The sequence below is a fragment of the Pseudomonas sp. ADAK7 genome (assembly GCF_012935675.1).
In the GTDB taxonomy this organism is placed as follows: domain Bacteria; phylum Pseudomonadota; class Gammaproteobacteria; order Pseudomonadales; family Pseudomonadaceae; genus Aquipseudomonas.
This window is the reverse complement of sequence record NZ_CP052861.1, coordinates 1,115,718-1,137,408: the sequence shown is the minus strand read 5'-3', so window position 1 is coordinate 1,137,408 and position 21,691 is coordinate 1,115,718. Positions and strand designations below refer to the sequence as shown.

The 21,691-nt window shown below is 56.6% G+C and carries 18 protein-coding genes and 1 pseudogene; 1 reads left to right on the top strand and 18 read right to left on the bottom strand.

The window, feature by feature from the left end; translation table 11 throughout:
* Nucleotides 1-3 precede the first annotated feature (3 nt).
* The 9 genes and pseudogenes from HKK53_RS05010 to HKK53_RS04975 all read right to left on the bottom strand — a co-directional run bounded on the left by HKK53_RS05010 (nt 4) and on the right by HKK53_RS04975 (nt 9,436).
* Nucleotides 4-780: a PoNe immunity protein domain-containing protein gene (locus HKK53_RS05010; protein WP_169369819.1), complete on the bottom strand. Its 777-nt coding sequence runs from the start codon at nt 778-780 to the stop codon at nt 4-6.
* The gene (locus HKK53_RS05005; protein WP_169369818.1) at nt 777-1,568 is read right to left on the bottom strand and encodes a PoNe immunity protein domain-containing protein; all 792 of its coding nucleotides are present in this window, start codon (nt 1,566-1,568) and stop codon (nt 777-779) included. The genes HKK53_RS05010 and HKK53_RS05005 overlap by 4 nt, the downstream gene beginning before the upstream one ends.
* On the bottom strand, nt 1,561-2,358 hold the full coding sequence (locus HKK53_RS05000; protein ID WP_169369817.1) for a PoNe immunity protein domain-containing protein: 798 nt from the start codon (nt 2,356-2,358) through the stop codon (nt 1,561-1,563). Before HKK53_RS05000 ends, HKK53_RS05005 begins: the two co-directional genes overlap by 8 nt.
* Nucleotides 2,359-2,412: 54 nt before the next feature.
* Nucleotides 2,413-3,279, bottom strand: a complete 867-nt coding sequence (locus HKK53_RS04995; RefSeq protein WP_169369816.1) for a hypothetical protein — start codon at nt 3,277-3,279, stop codon at nt 2,413-2,415.
* A gap of 71 nt (nt 3,280-3,350) precedes the next feature.
* Complete coding sequence (locus tag HKK53_RS04990) at nt 3,351-5,480, bottom strand: lipase family protein (RefSeq protein ID WP_169369815.1); 2,130 nt, start codon at nt 5,478-5,480, stop codon at nt 3,351-3,353.
* A gap of 11 nt (nt 5,481-5,491) precedes the next feature.
* Nucleotides 5,492-6,286: a hypothetical protein gene (locus HKK53_RS04985; protein WP_169369814.1), complete on the bottom strand. Its 795-nt coding sequence runs from the start codon at nt 6,284-6,286 to the stop codon at nt 5,492-5,494.
* A gap of 1 nt (nt 6,287) precedes the next feature.
* Nucleotides 6,288-6,479 (bottom strand): annotated as a pseudogene (locus tag HKK53_RS32530) (hypothetical protein); the annotation flags it as partial.
* 36 nt (nt 6,480-6,515) lie between these two features.
* Entirely contained in the window at nt 6,516-7,367 is an 852-nt protein-coding gene (locus HKK53_RS04980) for a DUF4123 domain-containing protein (protein ID WP_169369813.1), read from the bottom strand.
* On the bottom strand, nt 7,364-9,436 hold the full coding sequence (locus HKK53_RS04975) for a type VI secretion system Vgr family protein (protein WP_169369812.1): 2,073 nt from the start codon (nt 9,434-9,436) through the stop codon (nt 7,364-7,366). Before HKK53_RS04975 ends, HKK53_RS04980 begins: the two co-directional genes overlap by 4 nt.
* A gap of 350 nt (nt 9,437-9,786) precedes the next feature.
* Here HKK53_RS04975 and HKK53_RS04970 point away from each other — a divergent pair, with 350 nt between their 5' ends.
* Entirely contained in the window at nt 9,787-11,088 is a 1,302-nt protein-coding gene (locus HKK53_RS04970; RefSeq protein ID WP_169369811.1) for an OprD family porin, read from the top strand.
* Between the two features lie 87 nt (nt 11,089-11,175).
* Here HKK53_RS04970 and HKK53_RS04965 read toward each other — a convergent pair whose 3' ends face one another.
* The 9 genes from HKK53_RS04965 to HKK53_RS04925 all read right to left on the bottom strand — a co-directional run bounded on the left by HKK53_RS04965 (nt 11,176) and on the right by HKK53_RS04925 (nt 21,670).
* Nucleotides 11,176-11,796, bottom strand: a complete 621-nt coding sequence (locus HKK53_RS04965) for a transglycosylase SLT domain-containing protein (RefSeq protein ID WP_169369810.1) — start codon at nt 11,794-11,796, stop codon at nt 11,176-11,178.
* Between the two features lie 198 nt (nt 11,797-11,994).
* Nucleotides 11,995-12,933 carry a carbohydrate kinase family protein gene (locus HKK53_RS04960; RefSeq protein WP_169369809.1) on the bottom strand — a complete coding sequence of 313 codons (939 nt, stop codon included), beginning with the start codon at nt 12,931-12,933 and terminating at the stop codon, nt 11,995-11,997.
* Nucleotides 12,934-12,948: 15 nt separating this feature from the next.
* Entirely contained in the window at nt 12,949-14,445 is a 1,497-nt protein-coding gene (gene xylB, locus HKK53_RS04955) for a xylulokinase (protein WP_169369808.1), read from the bottom strand.
* A 126-nt stretch (nt 14,446-14,571) separates the two neighbouring features.
* Nucleotides 14,572-16,047 carry a mannitol dehydrogenase family protein gene (locus HKK53_RS04950; RefSeq protein ID WP_169369807.1) on the bottom strand — a complete coding sequence of 492 codons (1,476 nt, stop codon included), beginning with the start codon at nt 16,045-16,047 and terminating at the stop codon, nt 14,572-14,574.
* 12 nt (nt 16,048-16,059) lie between these two features.
* Nucleotides 16,060-17,163, bottom strand: coding sequence for an ABC transporter ATP-binding protein (locus HKK53_RS04945; RefSeq protein ID WP_169369806.1), 1,104 nt, complete (start codon nt 17,161-17,163; stop codon nt 16,060-16,062).
* A 31-nt stretch (nt 17,164-17,194) separates the two neighbouring features.
* On the bottom strand, nt 17,195-18,025 hold the full coding sequence (locus HKK53_RS04940; protein WP_169369805.1) for a carbohydrate ABC transporter permease: 831 nt from the start codon (nt 18,023-18,025) through the stop codon (nt 17,195-17,197).
* 10 nt (nt 18,026-18,035) lie between these two features.
* Nucleotides 18,036-18,935 (bottom strand): carbohydrate ABC transporter permease, encoded by a 900-nt coding sequence (locus HKK53_RS04935; protein ID WP_237150793.1) that lies wholly within the window; start codon nt 18,933-18,935, stop codon nt 18,036-18,038.
* Between the two features lie 205 nt (nt 18,936-19,140).
* On the bottom strand, nt 19,141-20,451 hold the full coding sequence (locus HKK53_RS04930) for an ABC transporter substrate-binding protein (protein ID WP_169369803.1): 1,311 nt from the start codon (nt 20,449-20,451) through the stop codon (nt 19,141-19,143).
* 313 nt (nt 20,452-20,764) lie between these two features.
* On the bottom strand, nt 20,765-21,670 hold the full coding sequence (locus HKK53_RS04925) for an AraC family transcriptional regulator (protein ID WP_169369802.1): 906 nt from the start codon (nt 21,668-21,670) through the stop codon (nt 20,765-20,767).
* Between the last annotated feature and the right edge of the window lie 21 nt (nt 21,671-21,691).

Below are 21,691 nucleotides of genomic sequence, written 5' to 3'. Positions count from 1 at the left end.
ATGCTACGCGATAGGGGGGATGTGGTTTCTGGCGAATTCAACCAACGCTTTTGGATACACCATAGGGTCAATGTTGCTGTCGTCGATGTCGTACAGAAACGCAATGGCTCCCGCTTCCAACGCCCAGTAGCCAACGTAACTGCCTTCGTCGCCATCCTTGTGCGAATCATACCAAGGGGCTTGATCAAAGGACGAATACCAATTTTCACAGTATTTTTTCAATAGTTCGGGTGCGTTGTTTTTATCTTCGACGTAAATCGCTTGAATTAGCGGGGTGTAAGCGTCGTGATACCACTGATCGATATCTTCACGGTCGGGAAGAATCTTGATTAGCAGATCTTCATAAAGCGTATCCGTGCCTGCATAACCGGCATTATCTATCAGCAAAACGAATCGCTTTAGTAAGTCTCGCCGATGCAGAAGGATACACAGACTGATCACCTGCAAACATTCCTGGTACTCGTCAATCCAGTCATCAATTGTCAGCGGCGTGATGTTTTCTATCTGTTCATACTGAGCTAGCTTTTGTTGCAGCACCTCATAGCTATCTACCAACTCCTCCAGCAGAGGTGGCAAGTTGAAGATCTCTTCTCCAGCGGTATAACGCATTAAAATATTGTTCAGATAAAGCGTTTGAAAATGCCTGGCTCGTAAAGATTTTTCTTGCTCGGGAGAGTCGGCTTGAAACAGCTTGTCCTGCCAAAATATAAACGACTCTTTATAATTGTCTAAAAAATTATCGTATCTCTGCTCGGTAAGGAATTGTTGTCTTTTTGTCATGTGTCTTTACTTTGGTTTAAAGTGGGGTTGTGGCTTCTGGCATAGTCGACTAAAGCTTTCGGATAAACCATGTGCTCGACTTTACTATCATCAATGTCGTATAAGTAAGCAACTGCAGCAGCTTCAATAGCCCAATATCCTACATAGCTGCCTTCGTCCCCATTCAAGTGCGAATCGTGCCAAGGAGCGTGGCTAAATGCCGCGTACCATTGTTCACAGTAATCCGTTAGTAACTGAGACGCCTCGGCTTTTTCATCTGCATAGATAGCTTCGATTAAAGGAGTGTAGACATCGTGGTACCACTCATCGACATCCTCTCGGTCGGGTAGCCGTTTGCGCAGCAAGTCTTCGTAGAGCGTGTCCTCACCCTTGTAATTTGCATCGTCTACAAGCTTGGCAAATCGTTTGAGCAAGTCCGTTCTGTTGAGCAGGATGCACAGGCTAAAGACTTGTACGCATTCTTCAAATTCATCTGGCCAGTCATCAATGGCAAGGGGCGAGATGTTGATTACCCCCTCGTAGATCGAAAGTTTTCTCTGACGCTCTTCGTAGGCTGATATCAATTCTTCAAGCAATGGCACCAGCGAATGGATTTCCTCTCCCGCTGTATAGGAAATAAATAGTTTTCTTCGCACCACACTTTTGAAGTGAGCAGCCCTGAGGGACGCTTCTTGTTCGGGAGAGTCCGACTCGAATGTGTGGGTCTTCCAGAAAATTTTGGTCTCTTCGCTGTAAGCCAGGAAGTTCGCGTATCGGGTCTCAGTGAGGAATTCTTGTCGTTTATTCATGACGACCATGTAAGGGATCAGCAGTTGTTTTATGGTTTCTGGCGTATTCGACCAAATCTTTCGGATATACCATGTGATCGATTTTGCTGTCGTCTATATCGTATAAAAAGGCGATGGCGCCTGCTTCCAACGCCCAGTAACCGACGTAGTTTCCATCCTCTCCTTGATGGTGGGTGTCATGCCACGGGGCATGTTCGAAGGCGCAATACCATTGCTCGCAGTACTGTTGAAGCAGCTCAGAAGCCTCTTCTTTACTGTCGACGTAGATTGATTGAATAAGAGGCGTATAGACGTCGTGATACCACTGGTCGACATCGTGCCGGCCAGGTAGAACCTTCTTCAGCAAGTCTTCGTAAAGCGTGTCGAAACCTGCATAGCCCGCATTGTCCATGAGCCTGACGAATCGAGGGAGCAGGTCGGTGCGGTGTAACAGAATGCACAGGCTGATGACCTGAGCGCCTTCTTCAAATTGATAAGCCCAGTCATCCATCGCTAAAGGCGAGATATCCGGGGATTCCTCATATATTGCCAATGTTTTCTGGCGTACTTCGTACTTTGCAATCACATCCTCAAGCAGAGGAATAAGAGAGGCTATGTCCTCTCCGCCGGTATAGGCGGCGAATAACCTGTCACGTGCCAGGGTTTTAAAGTAACTTGCACGAAGAGAGGCTTCCTCCTCGATCGAGTCAGATTTAAATGTATTGCTTTTGAAGAACTCTATGACTTCGTCGTGTTCGCGGAGGAAATTTTCATAGTGTTTTTTACTGAATAGATGTTGTCGTACGTTCATAGATGTTATGTCTCAATCCTGCAATAGATTGCTTCTTGCGGTTGTATGAGTGCCTTAATCGGTACAGCCAGGATAAATAGTACATGTACGCCCATTCATCCTGAAGGTCCTGAAGTCCTTCGTATTCCCTCGACAGAAGCCGTAGGGGTCTTCAATACCTTTGCCCAAGCAGGGTTTCCAGCCGTTCGGGAACTTTTGCCATTTGGCGTCGGATGCCGGAGTTTCATCGGGTGACTGACGCAATTCAAGATGAACGACTTTCCCGGCTAGATCGCTACGATTTAAGGCGCCGCCGGGTTTGCCTCGTTCGTAACGATCTTCTGATACGTTCCACCTTTCGTCTACTGCATCGCAGGACAGGATTTTGGATATGCCATCTTTTTGGATTCTTGCGACACTTAGTTGAAACATCCACGTGCAAATGCCGCGAAATCTCGGTTCTTCAGTTGGTTCTGGTCTGCGTTGATCGTCAATATTTCGGATAGATATTCCGCCACCGTCGCCACCTATATCGAGAGAACTGGGACCATATCGTCCTTCAAGTTCGGTGTTGACCCGCATCAAGTCCATGGTGCATCCAGCAATATGGAACTCAAGAGGTATCTCGAAGCGAACTGTTTGCTCAATGGTCTTTGCGTCGGTCCTATCTGTTTTTTGCTGATGCCTTGTGACCTCGCCACCCAAAGCAGATACGTAGACACTGCATGTTTGTCCGGCCCGAGGAAAATACTGTGCTTTGGAGCTGAAACCGAAGTTCGGTGGAATACTCGTGACAAGCGTGAAGTGTTCACTGCTGTAATAACTGGTTGCATCCGCGGCAGAATCCTTGGCAATCTGCCCCGCCAAACTGCAGGCGCCCATCAGCGGAAGCGCAAGAAAAAATGCAGATTTGATGCAGTATGGAAAAAAATCGTTACTCATTAGATGCTCACTGCAACGGTTAAACGAGCCAGCCCTCTGAGGACACTGACTCGTTTATGGGGCGTTGAAAACTACGCTGTCCTCATTTGGCTGCTGCCCGCTTGAGGAATCATGGCGAGTTGGACTTCGACTTTGTTTTCTTTTTTCGCCATCCAGCGTTCCACATTGAGTTCATGTTCCGGCGCCTGTGTGGCCGAGCCGTATATTTGCTCTGGCCCCACTTTGAGGAAGCTCAGGGCATGGATTCGTCCGCGGGCTGTATCCAGACGTCCTATTTCCGCTCTCAATACATTCGCTTCTTGCTGATATTGCCGACGATCAGATGAGAAGGTGGAATTAAGCTCGACCTCTTTCGACTTCAAGCGATCCTGCATTTCTTGTAGTTGGAGGTAAACCTGATCGTATTCAGTTTTGGTAACCACCGTGGTTCCTCTTTCCTGAGTTTGCTGCCAGCGACGCAATGTTGCCCAGGCATAGGGAATATAGGAGGGCACCATAAAGTGATCGCCCATCTGGAACATTTGAAGCACAAATGCATCGCGGTCGGGCATGTCCCCGAATTTTTTTATTGCCTTGGTGCAAGCCGCTTCTTCGATGGACTCACAACCCGGATCCCAGAGCACAGCGGATTGCTCACTTCCTTTAAAGTGGACAGGCATGAAGTGATGCAACTTTCCGTGGTGTTCATAGGCCGCGCCACCGGTTCTTGAGAGACCAATGGCGAAAATCAGTGCGCCTAACGGAGCGGTAACAAAACTGAGGACTAAGCCGGGGACCCAGATACTTTTACGAGTGTTCATCCATGGCGCAGGAACACTTGGGATCGGGTCGTTGTTGTTGACCATGCGGTGGTGGGCAAGTGTTTCGGCGCCCGCTACGAAATCGGCGTCTCCTGCTCGCGGGGAACCGTAGGTGTAAAGCAGTATGTCGTACCCATTTGGACTGCGCCGTAATGCCTCTGCGAGCAACGTTGCGATTGCCCCGCCCAGACTATGCCCACAAATAATGATCTTTTGCCCCATGTGGAACTGATCGAGATAAACCTGAACAAACTTACTAATTGCCTTATAGGCTTTGTAGAAGCCCTGGTGCGCTTTACCTATTCCTTCTTCAAATGGAACTTGTTCCGCATCGGTGTCTCGTACAAAGTCCATGGGTTCTTGGGTTCCGCGGACAGAAATCAGAACGACTTCGTCCTGATGAGTGATAAATGCCTGAGTTTCAGTGCCGTCTTTTGCTTTACCATCATCAAAAAAATGCCATTTGGCGGGGTGTTCCTGTTCTTCGCCTAGTTCCGGTTTGTTTTTTTCATAGAGTGTCGGATCGAACGGCAGGATTTCGAAGCGTTTCGAGTACGGCACGTCCTCATAAAGAGGGTAGTAAGGAGTTGTTTGAGTCGGGTTGATTTTCCAAACTTCATTGAAGCTGGCGAGTGCATTTCCAAAATAGTAGCCGACGCTCGGTTCGAGAGGAAATCTAACAGTGTCGGTTGGCTGATTGGTTGGTGCTTGACCAAAACCGCAATAGCTATGACTGGCAAACAAAGAAAGCTGATACAAATTCAAGGCGCTGAATTCATTATCTTTTGAAAGCATAGGGCGAAAAGCACGTAGGGGCCGAACTTCAAGAACAGTATGTTTGTTGGGCAGCAAACTGATTCCGTAGAGTTCTGACTCTTCTGGTCCGAATCCTAAGTCACCCATAACTTTAAGCAAACTGAAGTTCGGCGGCGATTTTCGCGGAGAGCCTGGAGGTAAGTGCGCGAAATTTTTTACTAGATCTCTCACTTCTACGTGAAAGAACTGATCTGCTTTTTCCCTTGCCGGGTTTTTTTCTACTCGTAAACCATCTTTGCGAACAAAACGGCTTTTTTCCGCTCTTACCTGAAGCTCGGTTATAGGAAGCGGATAACTTTTTCGTTGTGAAAGGGCACTGTATAAATCCTCAGGTCCGGTGTAAGGGGCGTCGATTTGTAGTACTACAGACCCTTGATAACTATTGAGGATTTTTGCCGTCCCATTAGCGTCCAACGTCCCAGAGTACGTTTGATTCGCATCACCCTGAAGGATATAGGAGAGCCCCGCATAAGGTTGGCCATCGCCGGACTCATCTACTACTTGAAAACTGATCCAGTCACCCCGCAATGGACAAGCTTGTGATTTGTCACTTAAGAGTGGTTCGCAAGGCGCCTTTGGCTCCATAAAAAATATCCTTATTCAGTACAGTTGGGGTAGATGGTGCACTCACGTCCATCGGGCATTTTAAAGGGCTTGAAGTCTGTAGTGTTGCCCCGACAAAACGCGTAAGGGTCATCGAGGCTCTTGCCCATGCACCGCTTCCAGCCTTCGGGAAATTTAACCCACGTATCTCCCATATAGGGTTGTTCTTCCTTAGCAACTGAGAACACAACTTTTATTGTCTTTCCTGCGAGTTGAGCGCGTTGCAACGGACCTTCCGCAACGGTGCCATTTGCTTGTTCCGGAGTTGCTGCAGACTTACATTTCAGGATTTTAGCGATGTAACGATTGGTTCCTACTGTACGGAACAACCATTCGCATTGTTTATAACGTATTGTGGGTGAAGGAGGCGTTAGCGTTTCTGCGTTTCCATCTTCAAACGAAATTCCTGTGAAATCCCGACCTAGATTGAGTCGGGCTGCTCCGTACTTTGCGTCGACTTCATATCCAAAGCTTTTCAGTACTAAAGGGCAACCTCCTTCATTACTTGTCAGGGGGACTTCGAAGTGTGCTGTCTGCGCCTCATCATTAAGCTCCTGCTCAAAAAACTGTTTGCCAGGATAGTTTTTTCCACTGCGAGGAGGGACCGTACAGTTCTCTCCCATGCGAGGCACGTAAGAGGCTTCGCCTTTAATACCGAACCCAGGTGGCAGCTCTGTGATCAGCGTGAAGCTATCCTGTTGTGCGACGGCGCATCCTGTAGCTCCAATCGTTCCTAAACCGATGGCCACTACTCGAACAAGTCCAGTGAAAAAGTCTCGAGAAAACATTTTATTGTCCTTGTTCGGTGCAGTTGGGATAGACGTCGCAATCACGTCCATCCGGCATTTTGAAGGGCTTGAAGTCGGTCGTATTTCCATTACAAAACGCAAAAGCGTCTTCGAGGCTTTCCCCCATACATCGCTTCCAACCTGCGGGAAACTTCACCCAGTTATCGCCAACGGCCGGTCTTTCATCGCTGGAATCAGCAGATGTTTAGCTGCGCCTGGCGTCTTAACTTCACTCACGCTCCGACTTACCCAAACTCGCATCAAAAACCCGCTGGGTCCGCTCAAAATGCTGCTCTGGCGTTTCACTTGGCAATGGCTGCCAGGCCACGTCGTCCGCGCATTTGGGGTCAAGTCTCAAGCTGAGCATGAATTCGCGTTGTTCCGGGGTGTTCCATTTCCAGGTGTCGAGCAGGTCCAGCTGTTCTTCCAGCCATTCGCGAACGTTGCGGGTTTCGGAGAGTTTGGCGGCGGCTTCGACGTGGTGCACGAGCAGCCAGCGCTTTACGTTTTCGCGCAGGATGGCGCGGCCGCGTTCCGGTGAGTTGGGGATGCGCAGCCATGGCGCCGGGTTGGGTACCGGGTACAGGCCGGGGCGGGAGTTATCGGCGGTTTTCCATTGCTCCTCGTCCCAATACAGCACGCTGCTGATCGGACCTAACAACAACGGCCGCTCGGTTTCGCTCAGGTTGGCGAGGCAGCGCGCAATCACGCGGTTGTCCTGGAAGCGGAACAGAGAGCGCTCACCATCTTCGTTGATGATCATCCGCGCGCGCCAGTGTTGGGTCAGGCCATCGAGGTCGGATTGTTCCATGCTCCCGATCCAGCCCCAGTTGCGCTGTGGGTCGTCCAGCAGTTGGCGGAAGGCATCGGCGCTGGAGTTGGGCAGTTCGGCCAGCCATGGGCTGATGGGGGCGAATTCAACGTACTGGGTGCCGCGATAGAGCTGCACCGAGCGCTGCATCAGGCCGGCGCTGTACAGTGGGGTGACCGGGTTGGGTTCGGCGAGGCTGTCGAGGGCCAGGATCAACACACGATTGAGCCGGGCTTGTTCGTCCAGCCAATGATTGAGTACGTCGCTCATGCTGTCGCCCCCAGGTCGCACTTGCCTTCGCGGCAGGCTTCGCAAATCGGGCAGCGGATATCGCCAGCCGCGCGGGCGGCTTTGGCCATGGCCATTTGCACGGCGGCCGGGACGAGCGGGGCGCCGGGCTTGTCCCTGGCGGCGGCCCAAGGGATGACAGGGTCGAGAATCTGGATCCCCGTGCCGGAACCCGGCCCACCACCGGAGTTAACCTTCACATTGGCGCCACTAATCGTCACACCCCCCGCATCCACCTTCACAAAGCTCCCGCCAGCCTTCGCCGTCAGCTCCATGCCACCCTCAACCACTACCTTTTCCCCAGCGTTGTAGTGAATCTCCTGCCCAGCCTCGACAAACAACGCCGTCCCCACCTTCACATGCTGGGTCACGCCAACCGTGAGGTGATCATTCGCCCGGGATTCGGTCTTGCGATCCAGGTGGGTGATGCGGTGTTCTTCGACCTTGAATTCGCTGAGAACATTGGCTTCGACCGTGTCGTGGCGCTCGTTGCCGACGCGAATTTTCTGGTCGTGCTCGATGTTTTCATCCCAATCCCGCTGGGCGTGCAGGTAGATCTGTTCTGCACCTTTCTTGTCTTCGATGCGGAATTCGTTGTAGCCCTTGCCGCCCGGTGAGCTGAGGGTCTTGAAGGTGCTGCGGGTTTTGTTGGCCGGCAGGTCGTAGGGGACGACGTTTTCCTTGTGGTACAGGCAGCCGGTGACCAGTGGTTGGTCCGGGTCGCCTTCCATGAACGAGACCAGCACTTCCATGCCGATGCGCGGGATGGCGATGCCGCCGTAGGCGTTGCCGGCCCAGCCGGTGGCGACGCGTAGCCAGCAGGTGGTGTTGTCGTCGGCCTGGCCGTCGCGGTCCCAGTGGAACTGGACTTTGACCCGGCCGTATTGGTCGGTGTGGATTTCTTCGCCCTTGGGGCCGGTGACGATGGCGGTCTGGCTGCCGAGGATTTTGGCTTTCGGGTGTTCGAGGGCCGGGCGGAAGTGCGCGTCCCACGGGGTGGCGAGGAAGCGGTTGCGGTAGCCTTGGTGGAAGTCGTCCTTGTTGTCGGTGACGTCGCTGGTGGTGTTTTCGCCGAGCACTTGCGGTTGTTTGCCTTCGTGGACGACTTCCAGCAGCAGCCAGAGGTCGTTCCATTCGGCGCGCGGGTGTTCGCTCAGGGCCAGGAAGTGGCCGCTGACCAGGGTCGGCTCGTCGCTTTTGCCTTCGGCGAGTTTGTAGTCGCTGCGATGACGCTCAAGGGCGCGGGTCGCCAGTTGCTTGCCGCGTTCGCGGTCGGTGAAGCGGCCGGGGTAGTCGTAGTCTTCGAGGTCCGGGGCGAAGGTGCTTTTGGCGCTGCCTTCAGGGAGGATGCGTGGTTTTTCGAAGTCGTAGTCCCGGCGGCTGACGCGGGTGGTGCGGGTTTCCAGGCGCAGGTTGAAGCGCTTGATCACCGGTTTTTCGGCGGCCATGCCGGAGTCTTGCTGGTAGCTCACGGGCGCGAGTTTGCGGAACACCGTCTGGTCATCGCCGAACACCAGTTTGTGGCCGCTGGCGGAGTGCTGGAAGTGGAAGTGAATGCCTTCTTCTTCGCACAGGCGCTGGATGAAATGCAGGTCGGATTCGTCGTACTGCACGCAGTAGTCGCGTTCGGGGTAGATCGCGCCGAGCTGGAAGCTGTAGGCATCGGCCAGAATGCCGCGCGCTTCGAGGACCTGGGCGATGATCTTCGGCACCGTCAGGTGCTGGAAGATTTGCTGGTCATGGTTGTGCCGCAGGTAGGCAAGTTGCGGCACCAGGCTGACGCTGTAGCGCGTGAGTTTTTTGCCGGAGTCGCCTTGCTCGATGCGGTAGACCTGGCCGTGGATGATGCCTTTGCCGGTGGCGCCGAAGGTCAGGCAGCCGGGCTTGTGCAGCAGCTCTTCGAGTTTGAGGTCGGGGCGGGCGCTGACCAGTTCGATGTCGAAACAGAACGGTTGGTTGAGGGCTTCGCGACCGACGAAACTGAGCACTTGAAGGTCGGTGGAAACACCTTCCAGCGTGAGGGAAATATGGGTTGCGTTCGCGTCCAGCATGCCTTGAATTCCGTCCTTTGAATAAGCTGGGGCGGATGGTGCAGGATTAGCCGGCCCCGTTCAAGGCGCAAATGCCGTGCTCGGGGGTAGGGACATCCCCTATGTGCAGGGTTTAGGTCAATGAATCCGGGGATTTGGACCTACCCGGTTCCAACAGGAGGGGGCTCCAACTGAAGAACTGCCAGTCAGTTTCAGACTAAAGTCGCCTTCAGTACGTAAAAGCCTTGTGCCATCATTGCCGCTCACCCCCGTGTGTTCACTTCACTCTGGCCCGTCACCGGTTCAGGGCGGAAGCTATTTTCTGGCTTATTGCGCCTTGCGCAAACGCTGCACTGTTGGAGCTTTTTTTCATGCGTCCCCCATTTCCTCTCATCACGGCCCGCCAGTCATTCGGCTTCGGCGCTTTAGTCCTGTGCGCCGGTTTTACCGCGCCGGTTCAAGCCAGCGGTTTTATCGACGACACCACGGCGAAAATCGAATCGCGCACGGTGTATTTCAACCGCGACTTCCGTGATGGGCACACCAGCAACGACCAGGGCGCGTCCAAGCGTGAAGAGTCGGCGCAAGGTTTCATTCTCAATCTGCAATCGGGTTACACCGAGGGCACCGTCGGTTTCGGCATTGATGCACTGGGCATGCTCGGGCTCAAACTCGATTCCAGCGCCGACAGCAGCAACAGCGGTTTGCTGCCGTCGTCCGGCGAGAACCCGCGCGGTTCGAAGGACCAGTACGCCAAGCTCGGCTTGACCGCCAAAATGCGGGTATCGCACAGCGTGTTGAAGTACGGCGCGTTGCTGCCGGATCTGCCGCTGCTCAAGTACAACGATGGCCGTCTGCTGCCGACCCTGTTCAACGGCGCGATGCTCACGTCCAAAGAGGTGAAGGACCTGACCTTTATGGCTGCGCGGCTGGACAAGTACACCGCCCGGGATTCGACCGATTCGCAAGACATCCGCGTGCACTGCAAGAACAAGCGTTACGCCTGCAATGTCACCGCTGACCATTTCGACATGTACGGCTTCGACTACAAGATCAACGAACGCCTGACCGCCCAATACCATTACGCGGAACTGGAGGACATCTACCGCCAGCACTTCGTGGGTGTGTTGGCCAACCAGCCACTGGGCGACGGCGTACTGAAAGCAGATCTACGGCTACTGAAAAGTGCCGACAGCGGCGCCGCCCGTGCCGGCTCCATCGACAACCGCGCCCTGAGCGGCATGCTGTCCTATGCGTTGAGTGGCCATACCTTCAGTGCCGGTTGGCAGCGCATGAACGGCGATAACTCGATGCCGTATCTGGATGGCACTAACCCGTACCTGGTCAACTACGTGCAGGTCAACGACTTCGCCGCCGCGCAAGAGCGTTCGTGGCAGTTGCGGTATGACTATGATTTCAAGGCGATTGGTATTAACGGGCTGAGTTTCCTGACCCGCTATGTGAATGGCGATCACATTAAAGTGCTGGGCAGCGATCAGGACGGGAAGGAGTGGGAGCGCGACAGCGAGTTGAAGTACGTGGTGCAGAGCGGGACATTCAAGGACGTGAGTTTGCGGCTGCGCAATGCGACGTACCGGACCAATTACGAGCAGTTTGCCCGGGATGTGGATGAGACGCGGCTGATTGTGAGCTACAACTTTTCGGCTTTGTGACGGTAGGCCTTTGTAGGAGCCGCCGAAGGCTGCGATCTTTTGATCTTAAAAAAGCAAGATCGCAGCCTGCGGCAGATGCCACGGGGTTTAAAGCCAATGCCAGAATCGGCTCCAGAACCCTCGATTCAGATCGTTTTTACACCCGGCGTACTGCTGCGCATACATGTCGGATCGGCCCTGAACCTTGCCGGCCGTGGCCACCAACCACGCTTTACTGGCGTAGGTTTTCTGACGATAGCCACCCCAGCCTTCGTGATAGTTGAGGTACTGCCCGTAGGCGTCGTATTTGTAGACGCCGTTGATGCTGGCGGTCTTGTCCATGTACCAACCGACAAAGTCGATGGCGTCATCGAAATCCTCGCGGTCGGCCCCACCTCTGCCTGTGCTTTTCTGATAGTCGGACCAGACTTCATCTTTGGCCTGGGCGTAGCCTGATGCCGTCGACACACGGCCCCACGGGATGATCCACAGCAGGTATTTGCGCGGCGTCTTGGCGTCGTAACGATAGCCAGACTCTTGATACATGATCGCGAAGGGCACCTGGATCGGCACGCCCCAGCGTTTTTGCGTGACTTGCGCAGCGTCGTACCAGTCGCTCTTTTCCCGGAAGATCTCGCAGATATCGTTGGGGGAGCGGGGTGGCGAGGTGCCGCAACCGGCCAGCACAGTCGTGAGTAACAAAAGTCCAGCGGTCTGCCTTGAGTTCAAAAGCCCGTCTTCCCGTCATGCGTATAAAAAGGGCGATAGTTTACACAGGACGTGGGGTGGCGGTGTTTTGATCGTTCCCACGCTCTGCGTGGGAATGCCTCAACGGACGCTCCGCGTTCGGCGGTTGATGGGACGCGGAGCGTCCCGGGCTGCATTCCCACGCGGAGCGTGGGAGCGATCGAGCGTGGGAGCTATCGGTCAGGTTAACTGCTGGCGATACGGCAAATCCGGCCCGGTCTTGCTGCACGTTAGCGCTGCTGCCTGCACCGCAAACTTCAACATCCCGTCAATCTGCTCCCGACTCAGCCGCTGCACACCGTCCACTGAGTCCAGCTGATGCTCGGTCAACCAGGTAATCAACGCGGCCTGGAAGGTATCGCCAGCCCCGACCGTATCGGCAATCTTCACCGTACTGGCCGGCACCGACCACGAACCATGGGCCCGACTGAACACCGTCGCGCCTTCGCCACCCCGGGTCAGGAACACCAACTGGCAACGATGCTGCAACCAGCCCTCGATCACCCGCTGCGGATCCTGCTCGGGGTACAGCAGGCTCAAGTCTTCATCGCTGACCTTGATCAGGTCGGCCAACTCCACCAGTTCGGCGATCCGCGAACGCCACAGGTCGATGTTCGGCTCCGGATTCAAGCGCACATTCGGATCAAGGCTGATCAGGCGTCTGCCGCTTTCGCGACCGACCAATGCCAGCAGCGTATCGGCAATCGGCTGCACCACCAGCGAGTACGAACCGATGTGCAAACCGCGCACTTCAGGTCCGAGTTCCGGCAGATGCTCCAGGCGCAATTGCCGATCCGCGCACCCTTCACCGCGGAAGCTGTAGTGGGGCGAGCCGTTGGCGCCGACCGCGACCATCGCCAGGGTGGTCGGTGCGGCGAAATCCACCAGGTAATCCGGGCGTATGCCTTCGTCCTGCAGCACTTGCTGCAAGCGGCGACCGAGGTAGTCGGTGGACAACCCGGCAAACAACGCCGAATCCACGCCCAAACGGCGCAGACCCACCGCCACGTTGAACGGCGAACCGCCGGCAATCGCCTTGAAATTCACTTTGGAAGCCAGACCGTTGGCATCGTCTTCGCTGAAGAAATCGAACAGCGCTTCGCCACACACCAGATACATAAAATTGTTCGCTCTTTAAAGGGTTGCGACGTGTTGTTGATAGCGTTCGTAAGCGTACTGGGCCGCCGCTACGTTGTCGGCGACCGGCAGGGTTTCGCTGGCCAGGTCGAGTTTCACGCAGCGCTCGCACAAATCCGCCAGGGTGCTTTCGTGGCCGTTAGACCAGGACTTGCACCACGCCGCTTGAATGGCCGCGCCGAGGGCCGCCGCTTCGCTTTGTTCGGTGCAGATCACCGGAGTGTTCATGATGTCGGCGACGATCTGTCGCCACACCGCGCTTTTCGAACCGCCGCCGATCAAGCAAATGCTGCGGCTTTGTAAGCCATTTTGCCGCAGCAGGTCCAGTCCGTAACGCAAACCGAAGGTTGTGCCTTCGACGGCGGCGCGGCACAGGTTGGCCTGGGTCAGGTTGGTCATGGTCAGGCCGTGCAGGCTGCCGGTGGCGTGGGGCAGGGCGGGGACGCGTTCGCCGTTGAGGAACGGCAACATGCACACGCCGTCCGCACCAATCGGCGCCTGTTCGACCAGATCATTGAAGCGTTCGATATCCAGCTCGAACAACTCGCGAATCACTCCGGTGGCGTTGGTCAGGTTCATGGTGCAGATCAGCGGGAGCCAGCCGCCGCTGGAGGAGCAGAACGTGGCGACCGAGGCGTCCGGGCTGACTTTGGGCTGTTCGGCATAGGCGTAGACCGTGCCGGAGGAGCCGAGGCTCATGGTGATCGCCCCGGGCTTGATGTTGCCGGTGCCGATGGCGCCCATCATGTTGTCGCCGCCGCCGCTGGACACCAGCGCCTGCGGGTTGATGCCCAGGTGTTCGGCGATGCTCGGCAGGATGGTGCCGACCGGCTGATGCGCGTCGATCAGCTCCGGCAGCGCTGCTTGCAGGCGCCCGGTGGGGTCGATGTCGCGCAGCAGTTGCAAATCCCACTGGCGGGTGCGCACGTTGAAATAACCGGTGCCCGAGGCATCGCCGTATTCGCTGCAACTGCGGCCGGTGAGCCAATAGTTGAGGAAGTCGTGGGGCAGCAGGATGCGCGCGATGCGGGCAAAAATCGTCGGGTGTTGTTCTTTGGTCCAGAGCAGTTTGGACACGGTGTAGCCCGGCGCAATGACAATGCCGAGGCGTTCCAGTGAGCCTTTTTCGCCGCCCAGATGCGTCAGCAGACGGTCGTTTTCCGCGGTGGATTCGGTGTCGCACCAGAGCTTGGCCGGGCGCAGGACCTGGCCTTGATCGTCGAGCAGCACCAGTCCGTGTTGCTGGCCGGAGACGCCGATGCCGAGGATGTCCTGACCGTCAACATTCGCGGCGAGCAAGGCGCGGCGGGTGGCGAGGGCGAAGGCGTCCAGCCATTGATTGGTGTCTTGCTCGCGGCGGCCATTGGCGCCGCTGATCATCGTGTGAGCGGCGGCGCCCTGGCCCAGCACCTGACCGCTGACGGCATCGAGGATGATGGCTTTGGTGCCTTGGGTGCCGCAGTCGATGCCGAGGAATAGTTGTTGGTTTGCCATGTCATGACCCTACCGAAGATCGTTCCCACGCTTTGCGTGGGAATGCCTCAATGGACGCTCTGCGTCCGCTTCTGGATGGGACGCGGAGCGTCCCGGGCTGCATTCCCACGCAGAGCGTGGGAACGATCAGGCGGCGAGTATTTTTTCAAGGGTTCGCGTAACCCCTACTTCCCGCAAGCTGTTACAGCACCACTCAAACGCCGCGACAAACTCCGCCGAACGCGGGATCGCTGTACCAAAGATCTCCTCGACCTCCAACAACCGCTGGGTGATCAACACATCATCAGCCACCAGCGCCTGACAGAACGTCGCCCTTGGATCGGGAATCGAGTAGGTATCACCGTTCTCATCCACGCCCTTCAAATACAAGGCCCAGGCCGCCACGACGAGCGCCGCACGCTTGGTCTCCTGGCCGTCAGCGATCAACCGATTTATCGTCGGTACAGTGAATTTCGGAAACTTCGACGAACCGTCCGAACACACCCGCTCCAGTTGATCGGCAATCGCCTGATTGGAAAACCGCGCCACCAGGGTGTTTTTGTATTCCGTCAGGTCAATCCCCGGCACCGAAGCCAGTTGCGGCGTGACATCCAGATCCATATACGCCCGCATGTAACGCACAAACAGCGGATCGTTCATGGTTTCGTGGACGAAGCGATAACCCTTCAAGAACCCCAGGTAAGTCAGGGCCAGGTGACTGCCGTTGAGCAGCTTGATTTTCATTTCTTCGTAAGGCGTGACGTCGTTGGTGAACTGCACGCCGACCTTTTCCCAGGCCGGACGACCGTTGACGAACTTGTCTTCCAGCACCCATTGCACAAACGGTTCGCAGACCACCGGCCAGGCGTCGTCGATCGCGGTTTTGTCGTGCAATTGCAGCTTGTGCTCGGTGCTGGTCATCGGCGTGATGCGATCAACCATGGCGTTCGGGAAGCTGACGTTCTGGTCGATCCAGTCCCGCAGATCGGCATCGCGCAGCGCAGCAAAGGCCAGCAGTGCCTTGCGGGCCACCGCGCCGTTGTGCGGCAGGTTATCGCAGGACATCAAGGTGAACGCGGGCGTACCGGCGGCGCGACGTTTGGCCAACGCGGCGCAGAGAAAACCGAACACGGTTTTCGGTGCGTTCGGGTGCGCCAGGTCGTGCTGGATCAGCGGCAGGTGCGCCATGAACTCGCCGTTGCTGTCGTCGATGCAGTAGCCGCCCTCGGTGATGGTCAGCGAGACGATGCGGATCTCGGGGTTGGCGAGTTTGTCGATCAACGCCTCGGCGCTGTCTTCGGCCAGCAACATCTCGCGAATCGCGCCGATGACCCGGACTTCGGCGTCAGCGTTGTCGCCCAGTTCAAACAAAGTGAACAGAAAATCCTGTTCCTTTAGATCGTCACGGGCGCGACGGTCCTCGGCCCGCAGGCCGACCCCGCAAATCGCCCAGTCCAGGCCTTCACCGGTGTTCATCAGCGCATCGGTGTAATACGCCTGATGCGCCCGGTGGAAACCGCCGACGCCGATGTGGGCGATGCCTTGACGTGTATCGCTCAGGGCGTAGGCGGGCAGTGCCACCTCAGGCGCGAGGCGATTGAGGTTCTGTTTATTCAGTTTCATCGCATAGTCTCGTCAGGCAGCGGCGCGCAGTGGGCGGGTTAACGCCACGCCGTCGGCATCGAATAAATGGCAGTGTTCGGCGTCCAGGTGCAGGCTCAGCGACTCGCCATAACGGCTGGCCAGGTCGCCGCGCACGCGCATGGTCAGCGCTTCGCCGGAGGAGGTCACGACGTGGCAGAAGGTGTCGCTGCCCAGGCGTTCGCTGACGTCGGCGGTCACTTGCAGTGTGCAGTCGCCGGTTTGCGCCAGGTTCAGGTGTTCCGGGCGAATCCCCAAAGTCACCGCGCCACCGACGCTCAGGTTGGCGCCGCTCAATGGCAGGGTGATGCGGGTGCCGGCGTCCAGCAGGACTTCGACGTTCTGGCTTTCGACGCGGGTAACCTTGCCCTTGAGGAAGCCCATCTTCGGCGTGCCGAGGAAACCGGCGACAAACAGGTTGGCCGGCTGGTGATACAGGTCCAGCGGCGAGCCGACTTGTTCAACTTTGCCACCGTTGAGCACCACGACTTTGTCGGCCATGGTCATGGCTTCGACCTGGTCGTGGGTCACGTAAATCATCGTGGCTTTGAGTTCTTTGTGCAGGCGCAACAACTCCAGGCGCATCTGTACGCGCAGGGCGGCATCGAGGTTGGACAGCGGTTCGTCAAAGAGGAAGATTTTCGGGTTACGCACGATGGCGCGACCGATTGCTACCCGCTGGCGCTGGCCACCGGACAGTTGCTTCGGCTTGCGTTCGAGCATCGGCCCGAGTTCGAGGATGCGCGCCGCTTCGCCGACTTTCTTCTCGACTTCGGCCTTTGGTACGCCGGCCAGGTCGAGGGCGAACGACATGTTCTTTTTCACGGTCATGTGGGGGTACAGGGCGTAGGTCTGGAACACCATCGCCAGGTCGCGCTTGGCCGGGCTGACTTCGGTGATGTCGCGGCCATCGAGCTCGATGGTGCCGCCGCTGACTTCTTCCAGGCCGGCGATCAGGCGCAGCAGGGTGGACTTGCCGCAGCCCGACGGACCGACGAACACCACGAATTCTTTGTCGTTCACTTCCAGGTCGATGCCCTTGATGATGGAAAAGCCTTCGAAGCCTTTTTGCAGATTCTTGATTTTCAGGTTGGCCATGATGGCGCTCCTTTATGCGAATTCTTGGGGGCTATTTCACAGCGCCGAACGACAGGCCGCGGACCAGTTGTTTCTGGCTGATCCAGCCGAAGATCAGGATCGGCGCACAGGCCAGGGTCGACACGGCCGACAACTTGGCCCAGAACAGACCTTCGGGGCTTGAGTACGAGGCGATCAACGCGGTCAGCGGTGCGGCTTTGGACGAGGTCAGGTTCAGCGACCAGAACGCTTCGTTCCAGCACAGGATCAGCGACAGCAGCACTGTGGACGCCAAACCGCCCTTGGCAATCGGCAGCAGCACCCGGACCATTTCCTGCCACAGCGTTGCACCATCCAGGCGTGCGGCTTCGAGGATGTCTTTTGGAATGTCCTTGAAGTAGGTGTAAATCATCCAGACCACGATCGGCAGGTTGATCAGCGTGTAGATGATGATCAGGGCGATACGCGTGTCGAGCAGGCCAAAGCTCTTGGCCAGCAGGTAGATCGGCATCAGCACGCCCACCGGCGGCAGCATCTTGGTGGAGAGCATCCACAGCAGCGTGCCTTTGGTGCGTTTGGTTTCGTAGAACGCCATCGAGTAAGCCGCTGGGACCGCAATCAATAGGCAAAGAGCCGTGGCGCTGAAGGAAATCACCACCGAGTTCCAGGCGAAGCTGAAGTAGTCGCTGCGCTCATTAATGTGCAGATAGTTTTCCAGCGTCGGGGTGAAGATGAATTGCGGCGGCGTGGCGAACGCGTCGATTTCGGTTTTGAAACTGGTCAGCACCATCCAGAAGATCGGGAAGAAGATCAGGATCGCGATGGCCCAGGCCAGGGTGCCGAGCAGCAGGCTTTGCAGACGGCGGGATTGTTGAAGAGTCATGGCGCAGGCCTCAGGCTTTGTCTGTCAGGTTTTTGCCGATCATGCGCACCAGCACGATGGCCGCGACGTTGGCAATCACCACCGCGATCAAACCGCCGGCGGACGCCATGCCGACGTCGAACTGCACCAGCGCCTGGTTGTAGATCAGGTAGGCGAGGTTGGTCGACGCATAGCCGGGGCCACCGTTGGTGGTGGTGAAGATTTCGGCAAACACCGAGAGCAGGAAGATCGTTTCAATCATCACCACCACGGCAATCGGCCGCGCCAGGTGCGGCAGGGTCAGGTGCCAGAAGATCGCGACCGGGCCGGCACCGTCGAGGCGCGCGGCTTCTTTCTGTTCCTGGTCCAGCGACTGCATGGCGGTCATCAGGATCAGGATCGCGAAGGGCAGCCATTGCCACGAGACAATGATGATGATCGACAGCAGCGGGTAGTGGGCCAGCCAGTCCACCGGTTGCGCACCGAACAGCTTCCAGACGTAGGCGAGAATCCCCGACACCGGATGGAAAATCAGGTTCTTCCAGATCAGCGCGCCGACGGTGGGCATGATGAAGAACGGCGAGATCAGCATGACCCGGACGATGCCGCGACCGAGAAACTCACTGGCCTCCAGCAGCGCACTGATCAACACGCCGAACACCACGCTGATCAGCAACACGCTGCCCACCAGCAACAACGTGTTGGTGGCGCCGGGCAGGAAGCCCGAGTCGGTGAGGAAGTAGGTGAAGTTCTCCAGCCCCACGAACTCGTTCTCACCGGGGTTGAGCAGGTTGTAGCGGATCACCGAGAAGTAGAGGGTCATGCCCAGCGGTACGATCATCCACAGCAGCAACATGGCGACCGAAGGGCTGACCAGAAACCAGCCGGGGTTGGCCAACCGGCTTTTACGCACCGGTTGGGGAATGTCCATTTGAGCTTTGGCAGTTGAAATATTCATGGCGATAGAACCGATTGGGAACAGGCAGATGAAGATCAACTGTAGGAGCGAGGCTTGTGTGGCGAGGGAGCTTGCTCCCGCTGGGTCGCGAAGCGACCCCAAAAGCTTTGCGACTGCTTCGCAGCCGAGCGGGAGCAAGCTCCCTCGCCACAAAAAGCGCTCCTACAGAGGGCGCGGGTTATTTCGGATAACCGGCGCGCTTCATCTCACGTTCGGTGGTTTGCTGGGCGGCGGCCAGGGCCTGGTCGACCGTGGTCTGGCCGATCAGCGCTGCCGAGAACGACTTGCCGACCTGGGTACCGATGCCCTGGAATTCAGGAATGGTCACCAGCTGAATGCCGATGTAAGGCACAGGCTTGATGCTCGGCTTGCTCGGGTCGGCGACTTTCAGCGACTCGAGGGTCACTTTGGCGAACGGCGCGGCTTTCATGTACGCATCGCTGTAGGTCGAGGCCCGGGTGCCAGGCGGTACGTTGGCAATGCCGTCTTTCTCGGCAACCAGTGCGCCGTACTCCTTGGAAGTGGCCCAGGCGCTGAAGGTTTTCGCTGCGTCCTTGGCCTTGGAACTGGTCGGAATCGCCAGTGCCCAGGAATACAACCACGCCGAGCCCTTGTCAGTGGTTTCGTGCGGCGCATAGGTAAAGCCGACGTGCTCGCTGACCTTGCTTTGGGTCTTGTCGGTCACGAACGAACCGGCGACGCTGGCATCGACCCAGATCGCGCATTTGCCGCTGTTGAACAGCGCCAGGTTTTCGTTGAAACCGTTGCTGGAGGCGCCGGGTGGGCCTGAATCCTTCATGGTCTTGACGTAGAAGTTCAGCGCGTTTTTCCACTCGGGACCATTGAATTCCGGCTGCCACTTCTCATCGAACCAACGCGCGCCAAACGAGTTGGCGACGGTGGTGATCAGCGCCATGTTCTCGCCCCAACCGGCCTTGCCGCGCAGGCAGATGCCGTACTGTTCCTTGTCCTTGTTGGTGAGTTTGCTGGCGAATTCGCTGATCTGGGTCCAGGTCGGATGCTCAGGCATGGTCAGCCCGGCGTCTTTGAACAGGTCGGTGCGGTAATAGGTGATCGAGCTTTCGGCGTAGAACGGCAGGGCATACAGCGAGCCTTTGACCGACAAACCTTCACGCACCGACGGGAACACGTCGTCGAGGGCGTAGCTGGCTGGCAAGTCCTTCATCGGTTCCAGCCAACCTTTGGCCCCCCAAAGTGCGGCTTCGTACATGCCAATGGTCAGCACATCGAACTGTCCGCCCTGGGTTGCAATGTCGGTGGTCAGGCGTTGGCGCAGGACGTTTTCTTCGAGCACCACCCAATTGAGCTTGATGTCCGGATGCTCGGTCTCGAAAGTTTTCGAGAGCTTTTGCATGCGAATCATGTCGCTGTTGTTGACGGTGGCAATGGTCAGGGTCTGGGCGCCAAGGCTGACGCTGCTGAGGGTCATGCAGGTGAGGGCAAGCAGAGCTTTTACAGAAGGTTGCATCGTGCACTCCTTTTCCGCACCCAGGGGTGACAGAAGGACAGTTATTGTTTTTGTGTCTTCCGGATGAGGGAAGAATGTGCACTGATTACAGCCTTCAAATGCGGATGTGACAAATCATCCATCGCACTTGAATCGATACTTTTTTGCACTGGGGTTTGGGGCTGAAAGTACGGGGTAGGGCTTTTCGGGGATTGTCGGCGATGAAATGCGTATCGGTTTTGGATGGAACCCTGTAGGAGCGAGGCTTGCCCGCGAAGGCGTGTTGTCTGACACACCGCCTTCGCGGGCAAGCCTCGCTCCTACGAAAAGCAACTTAACCGCGGTTTTGTTCGGTCAACCGCTGCACCGCCAACCGGCGGTAATGGGAAGGGGTCATGCCCTTGAGTTGCTGGAATCGCCGGTTGAAGTTGGAGATATTGTTGAAGCCCGACTCGAAACACACATCGGTCACCGGTTTGTCGCCATCGGCCAGCAGTTCACAAGACTTGCTGATTCGCAGGCGATTGACGAATTCGATGAAACAGCGCCCGGTGGCCTGCTTGAACACCCGGCTGAAATACGTCGGCTTCATGCCCAGGTGCTCGGCGACTTCTTCCAGCGGCAGTTCCCGGGCGTAATGGGCAAAGATGTAATCCACCGCGCGGTTGGTGCGATCGACGTTGTGTTCATCCGCCAGTTGCGGCGTCGTCGCTCCCGACAGCAGCTGATAGTCATCAGAAGCCGCGAGCAATTCCAGCAGAATCAGAAAATGCCCGAGCCGGGTCACGCCTTTGGTGTCGGCGATGCGCTGCATCAGTGTCATGGCCTGGCGGATGGTGCGCTTGCAACGGAACTCGATGCCGTACTGCGCGCGCTCCAGCAGCGGCACCAGGGTCTTGAGTTCGGCAAACACGAGATGGCCACTGTCGAACAACTCATCGGTGAAGTTGACCAGCATGTCGCGCTTGGGCACCACTTCGTCTTCGGCGACCTGGCTGATCCAGTTGTGCGGCAGGTTGGGGCCGGTCAGGAACAGCGTTTCCGGGTAGAAGTTACCGATGTAGTCACCGATGAACACCTTGCCGGAACTGGCAACGATCAAGTGCAGTTCGTATTCCTTGTGGAAATGCCAGCGCACCAACGGGCACGGGAAACCATGCTGGCGATAGATGATGGACAACCCGTTATGGTCGTCCATCAACTCGTAGGAAGGATCGGTAACTCTGGCAGTCCGGGTCATGGCAGCGCGCTTTATTGTTAT

Bases quoted from the DNA above. Each gene is read 5' to 3' on its own strand.
- HKK53_RS05010 (WP_169369819.1), bottom strand. From the start codon at position 780: ATGACAAAAAGACAACAATTCCTTACCGAGCAGAGATACGATAATTTT.
- HKK53_RS05005 (WP_169369818.1), bottom strand. From the start codon at position 1,568: ATGAATAAACGACAAGAATTCCTCACTGAGACCCGATACGCGAACTTC.
- HKK53_RS05000 (WP_169369817.1), bottom strand. From the start codon at position 2,358: ATGAACGTACGACAACATCTATTCAGTAAAAAACACTATGAAAATTTC.
- HKK53_RS04995 (WP_169369816.1), bottom strand. From the start codon at position 3,279: ATGAGTAACGATTTTTTTCCATACTGCATCAAATCTGCATTTTTTCTT.
- HKK53_RS04990 (WP_169369815.1), bottom strand. From the start codon at position 5,480: ATGGAGCCAAAGGCGCCTTGCGAACCACTCTTAAGTGACAAATCACAA.
- HKK53_RS04985 (WP_169369814.1), bottom strand. From the start codon at position 6,286: ATGTTTTCTCGAGACTTTTTCACTGGACTTGTTCGAGTAGTGGCCATC.
- HKK53_RS04980 (WP_169369813.1), bottom strand. From the start codon at position 7,367: ATGAGCGACGTACTCAATCATTGGCTGGACGAACAAGCCCGGCTCAAT.
- HKK53_RS04975 (WP_169369812.1), bottom strand. From the start codon at position 9,436: ATGCTGGACGCGAACGCAACCCATATTTCCCTCACGCTGGAAGGTGTT.
- HKK53_RS04970 (WP_169369811.1), top strand. From the start codon at position 9,787: ATGCGTCCCCCATTTCCTCTCATCACGGCCCGCCAGTCATTCGGCTTC.
- HKK53_RS04960 (WP_169369809.1), bottom strand. From the start codon at position 12,933: ATGTATCTGGTGTGTGGCGAAGCGCTGTTCGATTTCTTCAGCGAAGAC.
- xylB (WP_169369808.1), bottom strand. From the start codon at position 14,445: ATGGCAAACCAACAACTATTCCTCGGCATCGACTGCGGCACCCAAGGC.
- HKK53_RS04950 (WP_169369807.1), bottom strand. From the start codon at position 16,047: ATGAAACTGAATAAACAGAACCTCAATCGCCTCGCGCCTGAGGTGGCA.
- HKK53_RS04945 (WP_169369806.1), bottom strand. From the start codon at position 17,163: ATGGCCAACCTGAAAATCAAGAATCTGCAAAAAGGCTTCGAAGGCTTT.
- HKK53_RS04940 (WP_169369805.1), bottom strand. From the start codon at position 18,025: ATGACTCTTCAACAATCCCGCCGTCTGCAAAGCCTGCTGCTCGGCACC.
- HKK53_RS04935 (WP_237150793.1), bottom strand. From the start codon at position 18,935: ATGGACATTCCCCAACCGGTGCGTAAAAGCCGGTTGGCCAACCCCGGC.
- HKK53_RS04930 (WP_169369803.1), bottom strand. From the start codon at position 20,451: ATGCAACCTTCTGTAAAAGCTCTGCTTGCCCTCACCTGCATGACCCTC.
- HKK53_RS04925 (WP_169369802.1), bottom strand. From the start codon at position 21,670: ATGACCCGGACTGCCAGAGTTACCGATCCTTCCTACGAGTTGATGGAC.